Below are 16,563 nucleotides of genomic sequence, written 5' to 3' on the forward strand. Positions count from 1 at the left end.
ACAACAACAATGATTATCTACGGTGTGGCATTGCTGGCGATCTGCACGCTAGCGGGCGTGATCATGGGCGACATGCTCGGCGTGTTGCTGGGCGTCAAATCCAACGTGGGCGGAGTGGGCATTGCGATGATCCTGCTGATCTGCGCCCGCCTGTGGATGCAAAAACGCGGTGGCATGACCAAGGATTGCGAGATGGGCGTGGGCTTCTGGGGCGCGATGTACATCCCCGTAGTGGTGGCGATGGCGGCGCAACAAAACGTGGTGACGGCCCTGCACGGTGGGCCGGTGGCGGTACTGGCGGCCATCGGTTCGATACTGGTGTGCGGTTGCACGATTGCCCTGATCAGCCGCACCCACAAAGGCGAACCGTTACCCGCTGAAGAGCCGCTGATCGCGCCGGCGGGAGGTCGCTGATATGTGGGACCTCATCGAGAAAGGTTTGGAACATAACGGCCTGGTTACCGCATTCGCCTTCGTGGGTGTGGTGATGTGGATTTCCGTGGTGCTGTCCAAGCGCCTGACGTTCGGGCGCATTCATGGTTCGGCGATTGCCATCGTTATCGGGCTGGTACTGGCCTGGGTCGGCGGCACACTCACCGGCGGGCAAAAGGGTTTGGCCGATGTGGCGTTGTTCTCCGGCATTGGCCTGATGGGCGGTGCGATGCTGCGGGATTTCGCCATCGTTGCCACCGCGTTTGAAGTGCAAGCCACCGAAGCGCGCAAGGCTGGGTTGATCGGCGTGATCGCGTTGCTGCTGGGCACGGTGCTGCCGTTTATTGTCGGCGCCAGCATGGCCTGGGCCTTTGGTTATCGCGATGCGGTCAGCATGACCACCATCGGCGCCGGTGCGGTGACGTACATTGTCGGCCCGGTGACCGGCGCGGCGATTGGCGCGACGTCGGATGTGATGGCGCTGTCGATTGCCACCGGCTTGATCAAGGCGATTCTGGTGATGGTCGGCACCCCGGTGGCGGCGCGCTGGATGGGCTTGGATAACCCGCGCTCGGCGATGGTGTTTGGCGGTTTGGCCGGCACGGTGAGCGGGGTGACGGCGGGGCTGGCGGCGACGGATCGGCGGTTGGTGCCTTATGGTGCGCTGACGGCGACGTTTCATACCGGGCTTGGGTGTTTGCTCGGGCCTTCGGTGCTGTACTTCATTGTGCGTGGGCTGGTTGGCTGACTCTGGAGTTTGTGTTGTCTGGTCTGGCGTCATCGGGAGCAAGCCCCCTCCCACACTTGATTGGGTTCACATATCAAAATGTAGGAGGGGGCTTGCTCCCGATAGCGGTCTGACGGTTGGCATACATCCGACACTCCGCCAGCAACGCGAGCAAATTCGGGTCGCGTTCCTTGGCCTTCAAGAACACCACGCCAATATGCTGCTGCAACCGATACCGCGGTTGCAGCGGTATCAGTTTCACCCGGTTCTCATACACCGCCGCAATCCTTCCCGGCAGCAGGGCATAGCCCACTCCCGAACTGACCATGCTCAGTAACGTGAAAATGTCATTCACCTGCATCGCGACCTTCGGTTCGAACCCCGCTTGCTTGAAGACGCGATTGCCATCCTGGTGGGTGGCGAAGCCTTGCGTGAGGGTGATGAAGGTGGCGTCGCGAACATCGGCGAGGTCGATCTGCTGCTCGCGATCGAACGGCGAGTCGGCCGGGGTGGCGAGGAAGATGTCGTCCGAGAACAGCGCGATCTGTTCGCAGTCAGGGTCGTTGGCGTGCTCATCGAGGGAGATCAGGATCGCGTCCACTTCCATATTCTTGAGCTTGTAGAGCAGGTCGAAGTTGGAGCCCAGGATCAGGTCGATGTTGAGTTCGCTGCGCCGGATTTTCAGGCCCATGATCAGTTGCGGCACGGTCTTGACCGTCAGCGAATACAACGCGCCGAGCTTGAAGCGTTCGGCGGAGAAACCCGCGGCTTCACGGGTCAGGCGCACGCTGTCGACCACATCGGCGACCAGTTTTTGCGCGCGCTCTTCCAGCACGTAGGCACTTTCCAGCGGGGTGAGGTTGCGCCCTTCGTGTTTGAACAGTGGGCAACGCAGGGCATTTTCCAGGGAGTGGATGGCGCGGTGCACGCTGACGTTACTGGTTTGCAGCTCGGCGGCGGCGCGGGCCAGGTTACCGGTGCGCATGAACGCCAGGAAGATTTCCAGCTTCTTGAGGGTGAACTCTTCGTCGATCAGCATGGCCGTGGCTCTTGTTCGAATGCGTTCGATTGTGCCCGCAAAACCGCGTGGCGTCCTCGGAACGTCACAAGACGCTTGCACTCTTATGCGCAAGGTTGGACGCTAGCTCGCCAATGGTTAACGGTTAGGGAGGTCGGTGACAGATGTACCACGGTGAACGATTCAACGCCTGGAGCCATTTGCTCGGCACAGTGGCGGCGTGTATTGGTGCAGTGTGGATGTTGGTGGTGGCGAGCCTGGATGGCAGCCCGTGGAAGATTGTCAGCGTGGCAATTTATGGCTTTACGTTGCTGGTGCTGTACAGCGCGTCGACCGTGTACCACAGCGTGCGCGGGCGGCGAAAAGAGATCATGCAGAAGGTCGATCATTTCTCTATCTACCTGCTGATTGCCGGCAGTTACACGCCGTTCTGCCTGGTGACCTTGCGTGGCCCGTGGGGTTGGACGCTGTTCGGCATCGTGTGGGGGCTGGCGGTGATCGGCATCCTGCAGGAGATCAAGCCGCGCTCCGAGGCGCGCATCCTGTCGATCGTGATCTACGCGGTGATGGGCTGGATTGTGCTGGTGGCCGTCAAGCCACTGATCGCCGCGCTGGGCACGGCGGGGTTTACCTGGCTGGCGGCGGGTGGGGTGCTGTACACCGTCGGCATCATCTTCTTTGCCTTGGAGGACCGGCTGCGGCATTCCCACGGGATCTGGCATCTGTTCGTGATCGGCGGCAGCCTGCTGCACTTCGTGGCGATCATGCATTACGTCTTATAAGCGCTCCAGTAGCTCCCTGGCGCGCAGGCCGAAGATCTCCACCAGCTTGGCCAGCATATGCGGCGGCGGCTCGTCGGCGCGGGTCAAGGCATACAGGGTGATGGGCAGCGGCGGTGTGAGCGTGCGGATGCAGGTGGTGGCCGTCGAGGCACCTGATGCAGTGAAGGGATCGATCACCGTCAAGCCCGCGCCGGACTCCACCATGGCCCGGGCCAGGGAATAGGTCTGTACGGAGAGGGTCACCCGAGGCGTCGGGTCGACGCTTTCCAGGTAACTCTCGAGTTTTGCCGCCAGTGGGTCAGCGCTGGACAAGCCAATCAGCGGTGCGCCGGCCAGATCCGATAAAGGTAAAGGTTGAGCCGACGCGGTTTCGGGCCAATAGCCTTTGGACGCCAACGCCACCAGCACACCGTTGGCCAGCACCTGGGTGGTCAGCCCCGGATGGCCGGAGAAGTTGAGCGTCAGCGCCAGGTCGATCTCGCGCATCAACAGCTTGTGGACCAGCTCGCGGCTGTGGTCGCTGGACAGCTCGCAGGCGATGTCCGGGTAATCGCGCTTCCACTCCAGCACCGCCGGTGGCAACAGTGACAATGCCAGCGCCGGAATCGCACCGATGCGCACGCTTTGCCCAGGCTCGTGGCGCAGGCTCTTGGCCAGGCGCCGCACCCCTTGCAGGCTCTGGGTGACTTTCTCCACTTCACTTTCCAGCGCCAGGGCTTCCGGGGTGGGCTGCAATTTGCCGCGCACCCGCAGGAACAGCGGGAAGCCCAGCTGCAATTCGGCGTGTTGCAACACCTTGGTCACCGCCGGTTGCGAGACGTGCAACAACTGCGCGGCGGCGCTGACGGAGCCGGTCTGGCGGATGGCCTGGAAAATTTCGATATGCCGCAAGCGCATGGCAAGTCCATAACCTTTGTTTATAGGTGGACCATCTTTATTCATTGTCGGTGACCTGTCACCTGCCTCTACCCTTGGAACCTCTTACTTCAACCACGGGTGGCGGGGATGGCCAAGCGAGTTTGCATCATCGGCGGTGGCGTCATCGGTTTGGCCAGTGCTTACGCGTTGGTGCGGGCGGGCCATGAAGTGACACTGATCGAGGCTCGCGACAGTGTGGGCAGTGAAACCAGTTTCGCCAACGGTGGGCAGTTGTCTTATCGCTACGTCGCGCCGTTGGCCGACGCCGGTGTCCCCCTGCAAGCCATTGGCTGGTTGCTGCGCGGTGACTCGCCGCTCAGGCTGCGCCCGCGCCTGGACCTTCAGCAATGGCGCTGGATGGCCGCGTTTCTTGGCGCCTGCCGTGGCTCGGTCAACAAGAGCAATGCCGCGCACCTGCTGCGCCTGGCGTCCCTGAGCCAGGACACGTTGCAGCGCTGGCGCGAGGATGATCATCTGGACGGTTTCGACTGGCGGCGTAACGGCAAGTTGGTGACCTTCCGCCACGCGGCCACGTTTGAACAGGCACGCAGCAAAGTCACGGATATCCTCCAGCAGCAAGTGCTGTCGGCGCTGGATTGCGCGCGCCTTGAACCCGCACTGGCAGACGGTGGTTTTGTCGGCGGCATTTACACGCCGAACGAGGAGGTGGCTGATTGTCATGCCTTCTGCCGGCGGCTCGCCGAGCGGCTTGAGGCGTCGGGCCGGTGCAGGTTTTTACTGGGGCGGCGGGTGACTGCGATTCGCCACGCCAACGGCGTGGTGCGGGCTGTCGAGTTGGGCGATGAAGTGCTGCCCGTGGAACAACTGGTACTCGCGGCCGGCCATCGCAGTGCTGAGTTGGGCCTGCCGGGGTTGGCGCTGCCACTGTATCCGCTCAAGGGCTACAGCCTGAGCGTGCCCATCGGCCCACAGCACCGGGCGCCGAGTGTGAGCATCACCGACTACGACCGCAAGATCGTCTACGCGCGCATCGGTGAGCAACTGCGGGTGGCGGCCATGGTGGACATCGTCGGTTTTGACGCCCGCCTTGAACCCAAGCGCCTGGCGCTGATGAAGCGTCAGGCGTTGGAGACTTTCCCTCTGGCCGGCGACTATGCCCACGCGGTCGAATGGGCAGGCATGCGTCCGGCCACTCCGACCGGCGTGCCGCTGATCGGCGCCAGTGTTTATAGCAACCTGTGGTTGAACCTGGGCCATGGCGCGCTCGGGTTTACGCTGGCCAGCGGTAGCGGCCAACTGCTGGCCGAGTTGATTGGCCAGCAGGTTCCTTCCATTGATATGCAGGGCCTGGCGCCCCGCGCTACATGAGGATGTCCCATGACCATCAGCCGAATCGACAGCAACGAGCGCCTCTCTGACGCCGTCACCTTCAAGGGTCTTGTATTTCTTTCGGGTCAGGTGCCGGGCGAAGGCCAGGACGTGGCGACACAAACCCGCGAGGTCCTGGCAAAGATCGATGCGCTGCTGGCCCAGGCCGGTAGCGATAAGGACCATCTGCTCAATGCGACTATTTATCTGAAAGATATCGGCGCGGGTTTTGCCCCGATGAATGAAGTGTGGTCCGCATGGCTATCCCCGGGCATGGCGCCAACGCGCACCACGCTGCAAGCGGAGCTGGCGCGGCCCAGTGTACAGGTGGAAATCAGCGTGATCGCTGTACGTCAATAATCCGAACAACCAACGGAGCATAACAATGAAAAAAATCCTGTTGAGCGGCTGCACCCTGGGGCTTTTACTCGGGGCACAGGCTTATGCGAACGAAGCACCGCTGGAGGGCACGCTGAGCAAGATCGCCAGCAGCCGGTCCATCACCCTGGGCTACCGCGACGCATCGGTGCCGTTTTCCTACGTAGGGGACCAGAGCGGCAAGCCCATGGGGTATTCGGTGGAGTTGGCGAACAAGATCGTCGAGCGCATCCAGCAGAAAACCGGGGTGGCGGACCTCAAGGTCAAATACAACCTGGTGACCTCCCAGACCCGCATTCCCCTGGTGCAGAACGGCACCGTCGACCTGGAGTGTGGGTCCACCGGGGTGACGGCCGAGCGACAGAAGCAGGTGGCCTTCTCCTATGGCTTTATCTACGTGAAGGGCCAGTTGCTCACCGCCAAGGACAGTGGCATCCAGGGGTTCGACGACCTCAAGGGCAAGAACGTGGTGACCACTGCGGGCACCACCAACGAGCGCTTTCTCAAGAGCTATGACGCCGAGCACAAAACCAACATGTTCGTGATCAGCGCCAAGGACCATGGCGAAGCGTTCAAGATGCTGGAGACCGGCCGTGCGGCGGCGTTCTACATGGATGACGCGCTGCTGTACGGCGAGCGCGCCAAGGCCAGGGACCCGCACCACTGGGTGGTGGTCGGCAAGGAGCAATCGAGGGAAATCTACAGCTGCATGGTGCGCAAGGACGACCCGCAATTTCTGGCCGTGGTCAACGAGACGCTTGGCGACCTGTATCGCAGCGGGGAGATCAACGGGATTTACCAGCGCTGGTTTGAACAGCCGATTCCACCCAAGGGCCTGAACCTGGAATTCCCGATGACCGCTGAGCTGAAGGCCATTATCGCCAAGCCGGTCAGTGACCCGGTGGACTGATTTGACGGCGTGATAACCCAATCCCATTTTGGGATTGGGCTTACAAACCAGGCTTAGAAATCGCCCCACAGTTGTTGGGCCACCGCCAGCGCCACCACCGGTGCCGTCTCGGTACGCAACACCCGTGGGCCAAGGCGGGCGGCATGGTAGCCGGCGCCTTGGGCGGTTTCGACTTCGGCGTCCGTCAGCCCACCCTCGGGGCCAATCAGGAAGGCCAGGCTCGAGGGCTTGGCATGGCTGACCAGCGGCGCCGCGACCGGATGCAGCACCAGCTTCAGGTCGGCCTCGGTCTGCTTCAACCAGTCCGCCAACAGCAGCGGCGGATGGATTACCGGCACCGTTGAACGTCCGCATTGCTCGCAAGCGCTGATCGCCACCTGGCGCCAGTGCAGCAGGCGTTTGTCGGCGCGTTCGTCTTTGAGGCGCACCTCGCAACGCTCGCTGAAAATCGGGGTAATGGCGTTGACGCCCAGTTCGGTGGCTTTCTGGATCGCCCAGTCCATGCGCTCGCCCCGGGACAGGCCCTGGCCGAGGTGGATGTGCAGCGGTGATTCGGCCTGGCCTGCGAAACGTTCCGTCAGCTGCACGGTGACGCGCTTTTTGCCGACTTCCAGCAAGCTGCCCAGGAATTCCTGGCCGGAACCGTCGAACAATTGCACGGCGTCGCCTTCCGTCATGCGTAGCACGCGGCTGATGTAATGCGCCTGGGCTTCGGGCAATTCGTGATCGCCGAGACTCAGCGGGGTGTCGGTGAAGAAACGGGACAATCTCATTTGTGTTCTCTGGAAAAGGGTCGGCAGAGCGGACGCGCAGCGTCTGGGGATGCGTTCCCACGCAGAGCGCGGGAACGATCAGTCAGCCGGGGTCGCGGAAGTCGGGGTGGAAGTTGTTGGGCACCGCCACGCTGACGCGGCTGTTGGTCGCAATATCGATGCCTTCGCTGGCCACCTCGGCGAGGAAGTCGATCTGCTGTGGCGTAATCACATAGGGCGGCAGGAAATACACCACGCTGCCCAGTGGCCGCAACAGCGCGCCACGTTCCAGGGCATGTTCGAATACCTTCAGGCCACGGCGTTCCTGCCAGGGGTAGGCGGTCTTGGTGGCTTTGTCCTGGACCATCTCGATGGCCAGCACCATGCCGGTCTGGCGGACTTCCGCGACGTGGGGGTGGTCAACCAGATGCGCAGTCGCGCTGGCCATGCGCTGGGCCAGGGCGTGGTTGTTTTCGATGACGTTGTCTTCTTCGAAAATATCCAGGGTGGCCAGGGCCGCCGCGCACGCCAACGGGTTGCCGGTGTAGCTGTGGGAGTGCAGGAAGGCGCGCAGGGTGGGGTAGTCGTCGTAGAACGCGCTGTACACGTCTTCGGTGGTGACCACGGCGGCCAGCGGCAGGTAGCCGCCGGTGAGGGCCTTGGACAGGCACAGGAAGTCCGGGCGGATGCCGGCCTGTTCACAGGCGAACATACTGCCGGTGCGGCCGAAGCCCACGGCGATTTCGTCGTGGATCAGGTGTACGCCGTAGCGGTCGCAGGCTTCGCGCAGCAGCTTGAGGTAGACCGGGTGGTACATGCGCATGCCGCCGGCGCCCTGGATCAGCGGCTCGACGATGACGGCGGCGACCGTTTCATGGTGCTGCGCCAGGGTCTGTTCCATGGCCTGGAACATAGTGCGCGAGTGTTCTTCCCAACTCATGCCCTCAGGGCGCAGGTAGCAGTCCGGGCTGGGCACTTTAAGGGTGTCGAGCAGCAGCGCCTTATAGGTTTCGGTAAACAGTGGCACGTCGCCTACCGACATCGCGGCGATGGTCTCACCGTGGTAGCTGTTGGTCAGGGTGACGAAGCGCTTCTTGTTCGGCAGGCCCCGGTTGAGCCAATAGTGAAAGCTCATTTTCAGCGCGACTTCGATGCAGGACGATCCATTATCGGCGTAGAAGCACCGGGTCAGGCCCTCAGGCGTCATTTGCACCAGGCGCTCGGACAGCTCAATCACCGGCTGGTGGCTGAAACCGGCGAGGATCACGTGTTCAAGCTGGTCGACCTGATCCTTGATGCGCTGGTTGATGCGTGGGTTGGCGTGACCAAACACATTGACCCACCAGGAACTGACGGCGTCGAGGTAGCGCTTGCCTTCGAAGTCTTCCAGCCACACGCCTTCACCGCGCTTGATGGGGATCAGCGGCAATTGCTGGTGGTCTTTCATCTGGGTGCAGGGATGCCACAGCACCGCGAGGTCGCGTTGCATCCACTGGTTGTTCAAGCCCATCGGTTTTCTCCTCGAAGCGGTCCTGCGCACCACGCAGGCGAAACAATCGCGCAAGCCTATGCAATGGGCGGCCGTGTCACAACCCATTACGTGCGAATAGGCAGTAAACACAGGACGGTCTGTCACGTTTCTTCTGGATAGTCCTTAATCCCTTGTTAATTTAATCTGCCTACTCTCAATATCGTATTTCTTGATATTTCAAAGCAAAATTTTCCGCTTTAATTCGATAGGTAAATCGCTAGGCTTGGCACAGCTCTTACGGGATTAAGTACATGCAGCTACGCAATTCAGAGGCCCGCTATGGTTGGGTCAGTATGGTCTTGCACTGGGGCGTTGCCCTGGTGGTGTTTGGTTTGTTCGCCCTGGGCTTGTGGATGGTCGGTCTCGACTATTACAGCGCCTGGCGCAAAGAAGCTCCGGATTTGCACAAGAGCATCGGCATCACGCTGTTTGCCATCATGCTGGTGCGGATCGTCTGGCGCTTGATCAGCCCGCCGCCACCACCGCTGGCCAGCTATAGCCGCCTGACCCGTATGGGGGCCGCATTTGGCCACGCGTTTCTCTATGTCGGGCTGTTTGCCGTGATGATTGCCGGTTACCTGATTTCCACCGCCGATGGTGTCGGTATCCCGGTGTTTGGCCTGTTTGAAATTCCTGCCTTGGTTTCCGGTCTACCGGACCAGGCAGATACCGCGGGTGTGGTGCATTTGTACCTGGCCTGGGTGCTGGTGGTTTTCGCCGGTTTGCATGGCGTGGCTGCATTGAAACACCACTTTATCGATCGTGATGTGACCCTGACGCGAATGCTGGGGCGCAAAGCCTGATGTTCAACCTCGACTCACAAGGAATAGAAAGCATGTTGAAAAAGACTCTCGCCGCTCTGGCAATCGGTTCGGTCCTGCTGTCCGCAGGTTCGGCAATGGCTGCCGACTATGTGATCGACAAAGAAGGCCAGCACGCCTTCGTCGACTTCAAGATCAGCCACCTGGGCTACAGCTACATCACCGGTACCTTCAAGGACCTGGACGGCAAGTTCAGTTTTGACGCGGCCAAGCCTGAAGACGCCAAGATCGAAGTCAATGTGCGCACTGCCAGTGTGTTCACCAACCATGCTGAACGTGACAAGCACGTCAACAGCAAGGACTTCCTGGAGTCGGGCAAATTCCCGGACGCCAAGTTCGTTTCCACCAGCGTCAAGCCAACCGGCAAGAATGCTGATGGCAAGCAGACTGCCGATGTGGCGGGCGACCTGACCTTCCACGGCGTGACCAAGCCTATCGTGGTCAAGGCTACGTTCCTGGGCGAAGGCAAGGATCCATGGGGCGGCTACCGTGCCGGCTTTGAAGGGACCACCTCGATCAGCCGCAAGGAGTTCAATCCAGGTGGCATGGACGTAGGTCCACAGTCCGACGTGGTTAATCTGTACATCACCTTTGAAGGTGTGAAAGCGAAGTAATTTTCGCCTCGCATACAAAAATGCCCCGCATCTTTCGATGCGGGGCATTTTTTATGGGGCTTGAAAACTCAGCGGTTGCGGGTCAGCAGCGCTGGTTTTTCACCACGAGGACGGCCTGGCAGTTGATCCAACTGCTCGGGTGTCGGGAAGCGGTCGGCTTTGGACTCCTTGTGGATGATCTTCGGCGCCGGGCCACCACGCGGGTTCTGCACGGCAGGTTCAGACGAACGAGGCTGGTCGTCACGGGCCGGGCGGCGGTTACGCGAATCTTCGCGACGGGCCTGGCCGTCACGTGATGCGCCATTACGTCCGCCATTGCGCTTGGCTGGTGGGGTGCCGGCGGTGCCGCCGCTGCTGTTGCGTGGGCCGTTCTGGCGGCCGCCTTGAGGCTGGCCGCTGCGCGGAGCGCCCGCGCCCTGTGCCGGAGCACCTGGGCGGCGGCCACGGCCCTGGGCCGGTTTGGCCTGGGGCACGTAGTCGACGCGGTTACCGAAGTTATCGATATCGTCGTCCAGGAACTCGTCCGGAGCACGGTCGGCTGCGGCGCGGGGCGGCTGGCTCGGCTGGCGCTGTTCGCGGGCCGGGGTGCCTTCGCGGGGCTTCTGCTCGCGGGCTGGGCGTTCGCCACGGCCGTTGCTCGCGGACTTTTCCTTGCCCTTGTCTTTGCCCTTGTCGCGACGCCCGCCGCCACCACCGCCGCCGTTCGGGCCATCGCCCTTAGGACCGCGTGGGTTGCGTGGGTTGCGCACGTCCGGACGCTCGCGCGCTTCAGGCTTTTCAGCCTCTACGGCGCTGGCATCGAAGCCCATCAGGTCGCCGTCGGCGATCTTCTGCTTGGTCATGCGCTCAATGCTTTTCAGCAGTTTTTCTTCGTCCGGTGCAACCAGGGAAATGGCTTCACCCGAACGACCGGCGCGGCCGGTACGGCCGATACGGTGCACATAGTCTTCGTCGACGTTAGGCAGTTCGAAGTTGACCACGTGCGGCAACTGGTCGATATCCAGGCCTCGGGCGGCGATGTCGGTGGCAACCAGGATGCGTACGGTGCCGGCCTTGAAGTCGGCCAGGGCCTTGGTGCGCGCGTTCTGGCTCTTGTTGCCGTGGATGGCGACGGCGGTGAGGCCGTGTTTGTCCAGGTACTCGGCCAGGCGGTTGGCGCCGTGCTTGGTACGGGTGAACACCAGCACCTGTTCCCAGGCGCCGGCGGTGATCAGGTGGGCCAGCAATGCACGCTTGTGGCTGGCGGCCAGGCGGAACACACGTTGCTCGATACGCTCGACCGTGGTGTTCGGTGGCGTGACTTCGATGCGCTCCGGGTTGTGCAGCAGCTTGCCGGCCAGGGCGGTGATGTCCTGGGAGAACGTCGCCGAGAACAGCAGGTTCTGGCGCTTGGCCGGCAGACGGGCGAGGACTTTTTTCACGTCATGGACAAAGCCCATGTCGAGCATGCGGTCGGCTTCGTCCAGTACGAGGATTTCGACGTGGGACAAGTCGACGCTGCCTTGACCGCACAGGTCGAGCAAGCGACCCGGGCATGCCACCAGCACGTCAACACCCCGGGACATGGCCTGAACCTGCGGGTTCATGCCGACGCCGCCGAAGATGCAGGCACTGACGAACTTCAAGTCGCGGGCATACAGCTTGAAGCTGTCATGCACCTGGGCTGCGAGTTCGCGGGTTGGGGTCAGGACCAGTACGCGCGGTTGGCGCGGGCCGTGACGCTGGGATTTGTCCGGGTGACCGTTGGGGAACAACCGCTCCAGAATCGGGAGGGCGAAACCACCGGTTTTACCAGTACCTGTCTGTGCCGCAACCATCAGGTCGCGACCTTGCAACACGGCGGGAATGGCCCGCTGTTGCACCGGAGTAGGCTCGGTATAGCCCGCAGCCTCGATGGCGCGGACTAAAGCCTCGGAGAGACCGAGGGAAGCAAAGGACATGAGTAATCCTGTTTTAGTTAGGGCTTGGCCCAAAGGGATAATCTTGCCGGGCGTGAATGGCGCTTAGGGGAGCGCAACCCCGTCCGGTCCTGCTGCGTCTGGCGGGCACTCCACCGGCTCGCGCGGGCTGAAAGCTGCGCAGTAGCTGGGTTAGGTGCCTTTTTCAAGACCTCAGCGGCCGGGCGTAAGCCTGGCGGAAAGGCCGGAGTATAACAGAGCAATCACTGCGCGCTGCTTTCCTGCTGCTCAACGGTTCCTGCGGGCGTGGTAATCGGGGTGGTGTGCAGGTGGGCATCGCCGTATTTTGCGCTCAATACGGCATAGGCCGGCTCTTGTTTGAAGCGCTTGAGCTCGGCGGCGAAACGTTGCACCAGCAGGTCCATGCCCGCGCCACGGCGTACGGCCAGAAATTGCTGCTGGCGACTGACCACCAGCGGTGCCTGGCTGACCTTGCCTTCCAGGCCCAGGTCCTTGATCACATGCATTCCCACGCGTCGGTCAGTGATCAGCAGGTCGATGCGCCCCAGCATGAGTTTGCCGAAATTGGCTTCGTGGCTGGGAGCGGGTTCGCGGTTGAAGGCTGTGGAGTCACTGAAGGCGCTGCCATACAGGTAGCCTGGCGAGATGCCGACCGTCAGGCCGCGCAACTCGTCCAGGGTCTTGGCGGGGTGAGGGCGTTCGTTGGCGTAGAACAGCACGAACTCGACCTCCGATAACGGCTCGCTGGGGTAAAGCAGCAGGGCATCGCGGTCGTGGCTGTGGAAAATATCCAGCGCACCATCGGCGTGGCCTTGGTCGAGCATTGCCAGGCAGCGCTTCCAGGGCAGGAACTGCCATTGCACATCCACCCCCAGGCGCTGGAACACGGTCACCGTGGTTTCATAGTCGAGCCCGCGCATGGTGCCGTTGTCGTCGTAGACGTAGGGCGTCCAAGGCTCAGTGACAATGCGCAGCTTCTCGCCGTAAGCGGCCAGGCTCAGGCAAGCGAAAAGCGCAGCAGTCAACAGCTTTAAAATGACAGGCATGCCGGGAGATTACGACGCTCCAGCCCTAAAGAGAAGCTCTGGCACGCGCATTGGCGGCGCGAGCTATTTCGCCGCAGCGTCCATCAAGTGGGCATGGGCCTTGATCGGAGGTGGGGCGGATTTCGCAGTTCCGTGGCTACGTAAAACGACAAAGGCCCTCGTCTGGACGAGGGCCTTGGCACAACCGGGCAAGCGTTAGCGTGGCAGCTTGAGGTTGTTCCAGATGGCGAGGCTGGGTTCAGCCTGGTTCAGGGTATAGAAATGCAGTCCTGGCGCACCGCCTTGTAACAATTGTTCGCACATTTGCGTGATGACCTGTTCACCGAACGCCTGGATGCTCTTGACGTCATCACCATAGGCTTCCAGTTGCTTGCGCACCCAGCGTGGGATTTCAGCGCCGCAAGCGTCGGAGAAACGCGCCAGCTTGCTGTAGTTGGTAATCGGCATGATGCCCGGCACGATTGGGATGTTCACGCCCATGGCCCGTACACGCTCGACGAAGTAGAAGTAGCTGTCGGCGTTGAAGAAGTACTGGGTGATCGCGCTGTCGGCGCCGGCATTGGCCTTGCGTACGAAGTTGCGCAGATCGTCTTCGAAGTTACGTGCCTGAGGGTGCATCTCCGGGTAAGCCGCCACTTCGATATGGAAGTGATCGCCGCTTTCTTCGCGGATGAAGCTCACCAGGTCATTGGCGTGGCGCAGTTCACCGCTGGCCATCCCCATACCGGACGGCAGGTCACCACGCAGGGCGACGATACGCTTGATGCCGGCTTGCTTGTATTGGGTCAGCAGGCTGCGCAGGTCGGCCTTGCTGTCGCCCACGCACGACAAGTGCGGAGCGGCGGGAACTTTGACTTGGCTTTCCAGCTGCAGCACGGTGTTGATCGTACGGTCGCGGGTGGAACCGCCGGCACCGTAGGTGCAGGAGAAGAAGTCAGGGTTGTAGCGGGCCAGTTGCTCAGCAGTGGCCATCAGTTTTTCATGCCCAGCATCGGTCTTGGTCGGGAAGAACTCGAAGCTGTAGCGACGGTCTTGGGACATGGTCGGATCCTTGGAAACTCAAAATGCCGGGAGGTGTACACCGTCAATGTGGGAGGGGGCTTGCTCCCGATAGCAGTCGTTCAGTCAACAGAGCTGTTGAATGTGCTACCGCCATCGGGGGCAAGCCCCCTCCCACATAAAGCCCGCTCTCCCGTGAGTAGAGAGCGGGCAGCAGGCAAATCAGTAGCGGTAAGCGTGCGGCTTGAACGGACCTTCAACGGTCACGCCGATGTAGTCGGCCTGGGTCTTGGTCAGTTGAGTCACAACGCCGCCGAAGCCGCGGACCATTTCCAGGGCCACTTCTTCGTCGAGTTTCTTCGGCAGTACTTCTACCGTCAGGCGCTCGGCTTTCTGGGCCGGCGACAGGTCGGCGTACTTCTGGCCGAACAGGAAGATCTGCGCCAGTACCTGGTTGGCGAACGAGCCGTCCATGATGCGGCTTGGGTGGCCGGTGGCGTTGCCCAGGTTAACCAGGCGGCCTTCAGCCAGCAGGATCAGGTAGTCGTCGTTCTGCGGGTCGAAATCGCCGGCACCGGTACGGTGAACCTTGTGTACCTGCGGCTTCACTTCTTCCCATGCCCAGTTCTTGCGCATGAAAGCGGTGTCGATCTCGTTGTCGAAGTGACCGATGTTGCAGACAACAGCACGCTTCTTCAGGGCTTTGAGCATGTTCGCGTCGCAAACATTCACGTTGCCGGTCGTGGTGACGATCAGATCGATCTTGCCCAGCAGGGCCTTGTCGATGCTCGCTTCGGTGCCGTCATTGACGCCATCGATAAACGGCGAAACCACTTCGAAGCCGTCCATGCAGGCTTGCATGGCGCAGATCGGGTCGACTTCGGAGACTTTGACGATCATGCCTTCCTGACGCAGCGACTGGGACGAACCCTTGCCCACGTCACCGTAGCCGATCACCAGGGCTTGCTTGCCCGACAGCAGGTGGTCGGTGCCGCGCTTGATGGCGTCGTTCAGGCTGTGACGGCAGCCGTACTTGTTGTCGTTCTTGCTCTTGGTCACCGAGTCGTTGACGTTGATGGCCGGGATTTTCAGCTCGCCCTTGGCCAGCATGTCCAGCAGGCGGTGTACGCCAGTGGTGGTTTCTTCGGTCACGCCGTGGACGCGGTCCAGGATGGCCGGGTATTTCTTGTGCAGCAGCTCGGTCAGGTCGCCGCCGTCGTCGAGGATCATGTTGGCATCCCAAGGCTTGCCATCTTTGAGGATGGTTTGCTCCAGGCACCACTCGTACTCTTCTTCGGTCTCGCCTTTCCAGGCGAATACCGGGATACCGGCGGCAGCGATCGCGGCAGCGGCCTGGTCTTGAGTCGAGAAAATGTTGCAGGACGACCAGCGTACTTCGGCACCCAGGGCAACCAGGGTTTCGATCAGCACGGCAGTCTGGATGGTCATGTGGATGCAGCCGAGAATCTTCGCGCCCTTGAGCGGCTGCTCAGCGGCGTACTTGCGACGCAGGCCCATCAGGGCAGGCATTTCGGATTCGGCGATAAAGGTTTCGCGACGGCCCCAGGCAGCGAGGGACATGTCGGCGACTTTGTAGTCGTTGAAATCTGCAGGCGTGTTGACAGCGCTCATGAAGAGCCTCCATTCGTAGTGTGCGAATGGGCGCCGTTGTGCGTTTAGTATCAGGCCAGGGCAACCAGGCCGGACAACGCCCCATCCGAGCCTGACAGGTTGAACCTGCTGCAGCGCCCCTCGGACAGGTGGCGGGAGAACGGTATCAATCGTAGATGACCGTTTTGAAACGGTGGCGATTATAGCCGTGTGCGCCTGACTTCCCAAGCCTTTCCGTCGGTCATATGAAGATCGCTCATGGGGTTGATAGGCAATGGCTCATAGAGCCAGAGCCCAGGCTCTGCCATGATGTCACCCATCATTCGGCAAGACGCTTTGGAGTGACCATGAACTTCCACACCCGCAAGTGGGTAAAACCTGAAGACCTCAACCCCAACGGCACCCTGTTCGGCGGCAGCCTGCTGCGCTGGATCGATGAAGAAGCGGCCATCTACGCGATTGTCCAACTGGGCAACCAGCGCGTGGTGACCAAGTACATTTCCGAAATCAACTTCGTCAGCGCTTCGCGCCAGGGCGACATCATCGAACTGGGCATCACGGCTACCGAGTTCGGCCGCACCTCCATCACCCTGACCTGTGAAGTGCGCAACAAGATCACCCGCAAAAGTATCCTCACCGTGGAAAAAATGGTGTTCGTCAACCTCGGCGAAGATGGCTTGCCTGCGCCCCATGGGCGTACCGAGATCAAATACGTGAAGGACCAGTTCCAGGACGACGCCGTCGCGGGGTAGGTGTTGAATCTTTACCGGGTTATT

The 16,563-nt window shown here is 61.3% G+C and carries 17 protein-coding genes and 1 riboswitch; of the genes, 9 read left to right on the forward strand and 8 right to left on the reverse strand.

What is annotated here, in order from left to right:
* Positions 1-9 precede the first annotated feature (9 nt).
* On the forward strand, positions 10-414 hold the full coding sequence (gene madL, locus MJP36_RS04160) for a malonate transporter subunit MadL (protein WP_244384932.1): 405 nt from the start codon (positions 10-12) through the stop codon (positions 412-414).
* A gap of 1 nt (position 415) precedes the next feature.
* Entirely contained in the window at positions 416-1,180 is a 765-nt protein-coding gene (gene madM / locus MJP36_RS04165; protein ID WP_060753435.1) for a malonate transporter subunit MadM, read from the forward strand.
* 73 nt (positions 1,181-1,253) lie between these two features.
* Here madM and MJP36_RS04170 read toward each other — a convergent pair whose 3' ends face one another.
* Complete coding sequence (locus MJP36_RS04170) at positions 1,254-2,198, reverse strand: LysR family transcriptional regulator (protein WP_104994912.1); 945 nt, start codon at positions 2,196-2,198, stop codon at positions 1,254-1,256.
* 143 nt (positions 2,199-2,341) lie between these two features.
* Between MJP36_RS04170 and trhA the strand changes: the two genes are divergently transcribed.
* Positions 2,342-2,959 (forward strand): PAQR family membrane homeostasis protein TrhA, encoded by a 618-nt coding sequence (trhA, locus tag MJP36_RS04175; RefSeq protein WP_060753433.1) that lies wholly within the window; start codon positions 2,342-2,344, stop codon positions 2,957-2,959.
* Here trhA and MJP36_RS04180 read toward each other — a convergent pair.
* Positions 2,954-3,856 (reverse strand): LysR family transcriptional regulator, encoded by a 903-nt coding sequence (locus MJP36_RS04180; protein WP_244384933.1) that lies wholly within the window; start codon positions 3,854-3,856, stop codon positions 2,954-2,956. The two genes, trhA and MJP36_RS04180, sit on opposite strands and share 6 nt — an antisense overlap.
* Positions 3,857-3,964: 108 nt before the next feature.
* On the opposite strand from MJP36_RS04180, the gene MJP36_RS04185 reads away from it, so the two are divergent.
* Genes MJP36_RS04185 through MJP36_RS04195 form a run of 3 tightly spaced genes read left to right on the forward strand, consistent with a single transcriptional unit; the run spans position 3,965 to position 6,494 of the window.
* Positions 3,965-5,206, forward strand: a complete 1,242-nt coding sequence (locus MJP36_RS04185) for a D-amino acid dehydrogenase (protein ID WP_244384934.1) — start codon at positions 3,965-3,967, stop codon at positions 5,204-5,206.
* Between the two features lie 9 nt (positions 5,207-5,215).
* Positions 5,216-5,566 carry a RidA family protein gene (locus tag MJP36_RS04190; protein ID WP_244384935.1) on the forward strand — a complete coding sequence of 117 codons (351 nt, stop codon included), beginning with the start codon at positions 5,216-5,218 and terminating at the stop codon, positions 5,564-5,566.
* Between the two features lie 25 nt (positions 5,567-5,591).
* On the forward strand, positions 5,592-6,494 hold the full coding sequence (locus tag MJP36_RS04195) for a transporter substrate-binding domain-containing protein (protein WP_060753429.1): 903 nt from the start codon (positions 5,592-5,594) through the stop codon (positions 6,492-6,494).
* 53 nt (positions 6,495-6,547) lie between these two features.
* Here the strand turns inward: MJP36_RS04195 and MJP36_RS04200 are convergent, their stop codons facing one another.
* Both MJP36_RS04200 and MJP36_RS04205 read right to left on the reverse strand, forming a co-directional pair.
* Positions 6,548-7,267, reverse strand: coding sequence for a 16S rRNA (uracil(1498)-N(3))-methyltransferase (locus tag MJP36_RS04200; protein ID WP_060753428.1), 720 nt, complete (start codon positions 7,265-7,267; stop codon positions 6,548-6,550).
* An 82-nt stretch (positions 7,268-7,349) separates the two neighbouring features.
* The gene (locus MJP36_RS04205; protein ID WP_244384936.1) at positions 7,350-8,756 is read right to left on the reverse strand and encodes an adenosylmethionine--8-amino-7-oxononanoate transaminase; all 1,407 of its coding nucleotides are present in this window, start codon (positions 8,754-8,756) and stop codon (positions 7,350-7,352) included.
* Between the two features lie 272 nt (positions 8,757-9,028).
* Here MJP36_RS04205 and MJP36_RS04210 point away from each other — a divergent pair, with 272 nt between their 5' ends.
* Positions 9,029-9,580, forward strand: coding sequence for a cytochrome b (locus tag MJP36_RS04210; RefSeq protein WP_244384937.1), 552 nt, complete (start codon positions 9,029-9,031; stop codon positions 9,578-9,580).
* A gap of 32 nt (positions 9,581-9,612) precedes the next feature.
* Complete coding sequence (locus tag MJP36_RS04215) at positions 9,613-10,212, forward strand: YceI family protein (RefSeq protein WP_244384938.1); 600 nt, start codon at positions 9,613-9,615, stop codon at positions 10,210-10,212.
* Between the two features lie 68 nt (positions 10,213-10,280).
* On the opposite strand, the gene rhlE2 is transcribed toward MJP36_RS04215, so the two are convergent.
* The 4 genes from rhlE2 to ahcY all read right to left on the reverse strand — a co-directional run bounded on the left by rhlE2 (position 10,281) and on the right by ahcY (position 15,808).
* Positions 10,281-12,152 carry an RNA helicase RhlE2 gene (gene rhlE2, locus MJP36_RS04220; RefSeq protein ID WP_090368265.1) on the reverse strand — a complete coding sequence of 624 codons (1,872 nt, stop codon included), beginning with the start codon at positions 12,150-12,152 and terminating at the stop codon, positions 10,281-10,283.
* A 221-nt stretch (positions 12,153-12,373) separates the two neighbouring features.
* On the reverse strand, positions 12,374-13,177 hold the full coding sequence (locus MJP36_RS04225; RefSeq protein ID WP_060753423.1) for a substrate-binding periplasmic protein: 804 nt from the start codon (positions 13,175-13,177) through the stop codon (positions 12,374-12,376).
* A 195-nt stretch (positions 13,178-13,372) separates the two neighbouring features.
* Positions 13,373-14,218, reverse strand: a complete 846-nt coding sequence (gene metF / locus MJP36_RS04230) for a methylenetetrahydrofolate reductase [NAD(P)H] (protein WP_060753421.1) — start codon at positions 14,216-14,218, stop codon at positions 13,373-13,375.
* 180 nt (positions 14,219-14,398) lie between these two features.
* Positions 14,399-15,808 carry an adenosylhomocysteinase gene (gene ahcY, locus MJP36_RS04235; RefSeq protein ID WP_060753420.1) on the reverse strand — a complete coding sequence of 470 codons (1,410 nt, stop codon included), beginning with the start codon at positions 15,806-15,808 and terminating at the stop codon, positions 14,399-14,401.
* Between the two features lie 21 nt (positions 15,809-15,829).
* Positions 15,830-15,936, reverse strand: a riboswitch (S-adenosyl-L-homocysteine riboswitch).
* Between the two features lie 198 nt (positions 15,937-16,134).
* On the opposite strand from ahcY, the gene MJP36_RS04240 reads away from it, so the two are divergent.
* Positions 16,135-16,539, forward strand: a complete 405-nt coding sequence (locus MJP36_RS04240; protein WP_060753419.1) for an acyl-CoA thioesterase — start codon at positions 16,135-16,137, stop codon at positions 16,537-16,539.
* The last annotated feature ends 24 nt before the right edge of the window (positions 16,540-16,563 follow it).

This window comes from Pseudomonas palleroniana (genome assembly GCF_022836895.1).
Classification (GTDB): Bacteria; Pseudomonadota; Gammaproteobacteria; order Pseudomonadales; family Pseudomonadaceae; genus Aquipseudomonas; species Aquipseudomonas palleroniana.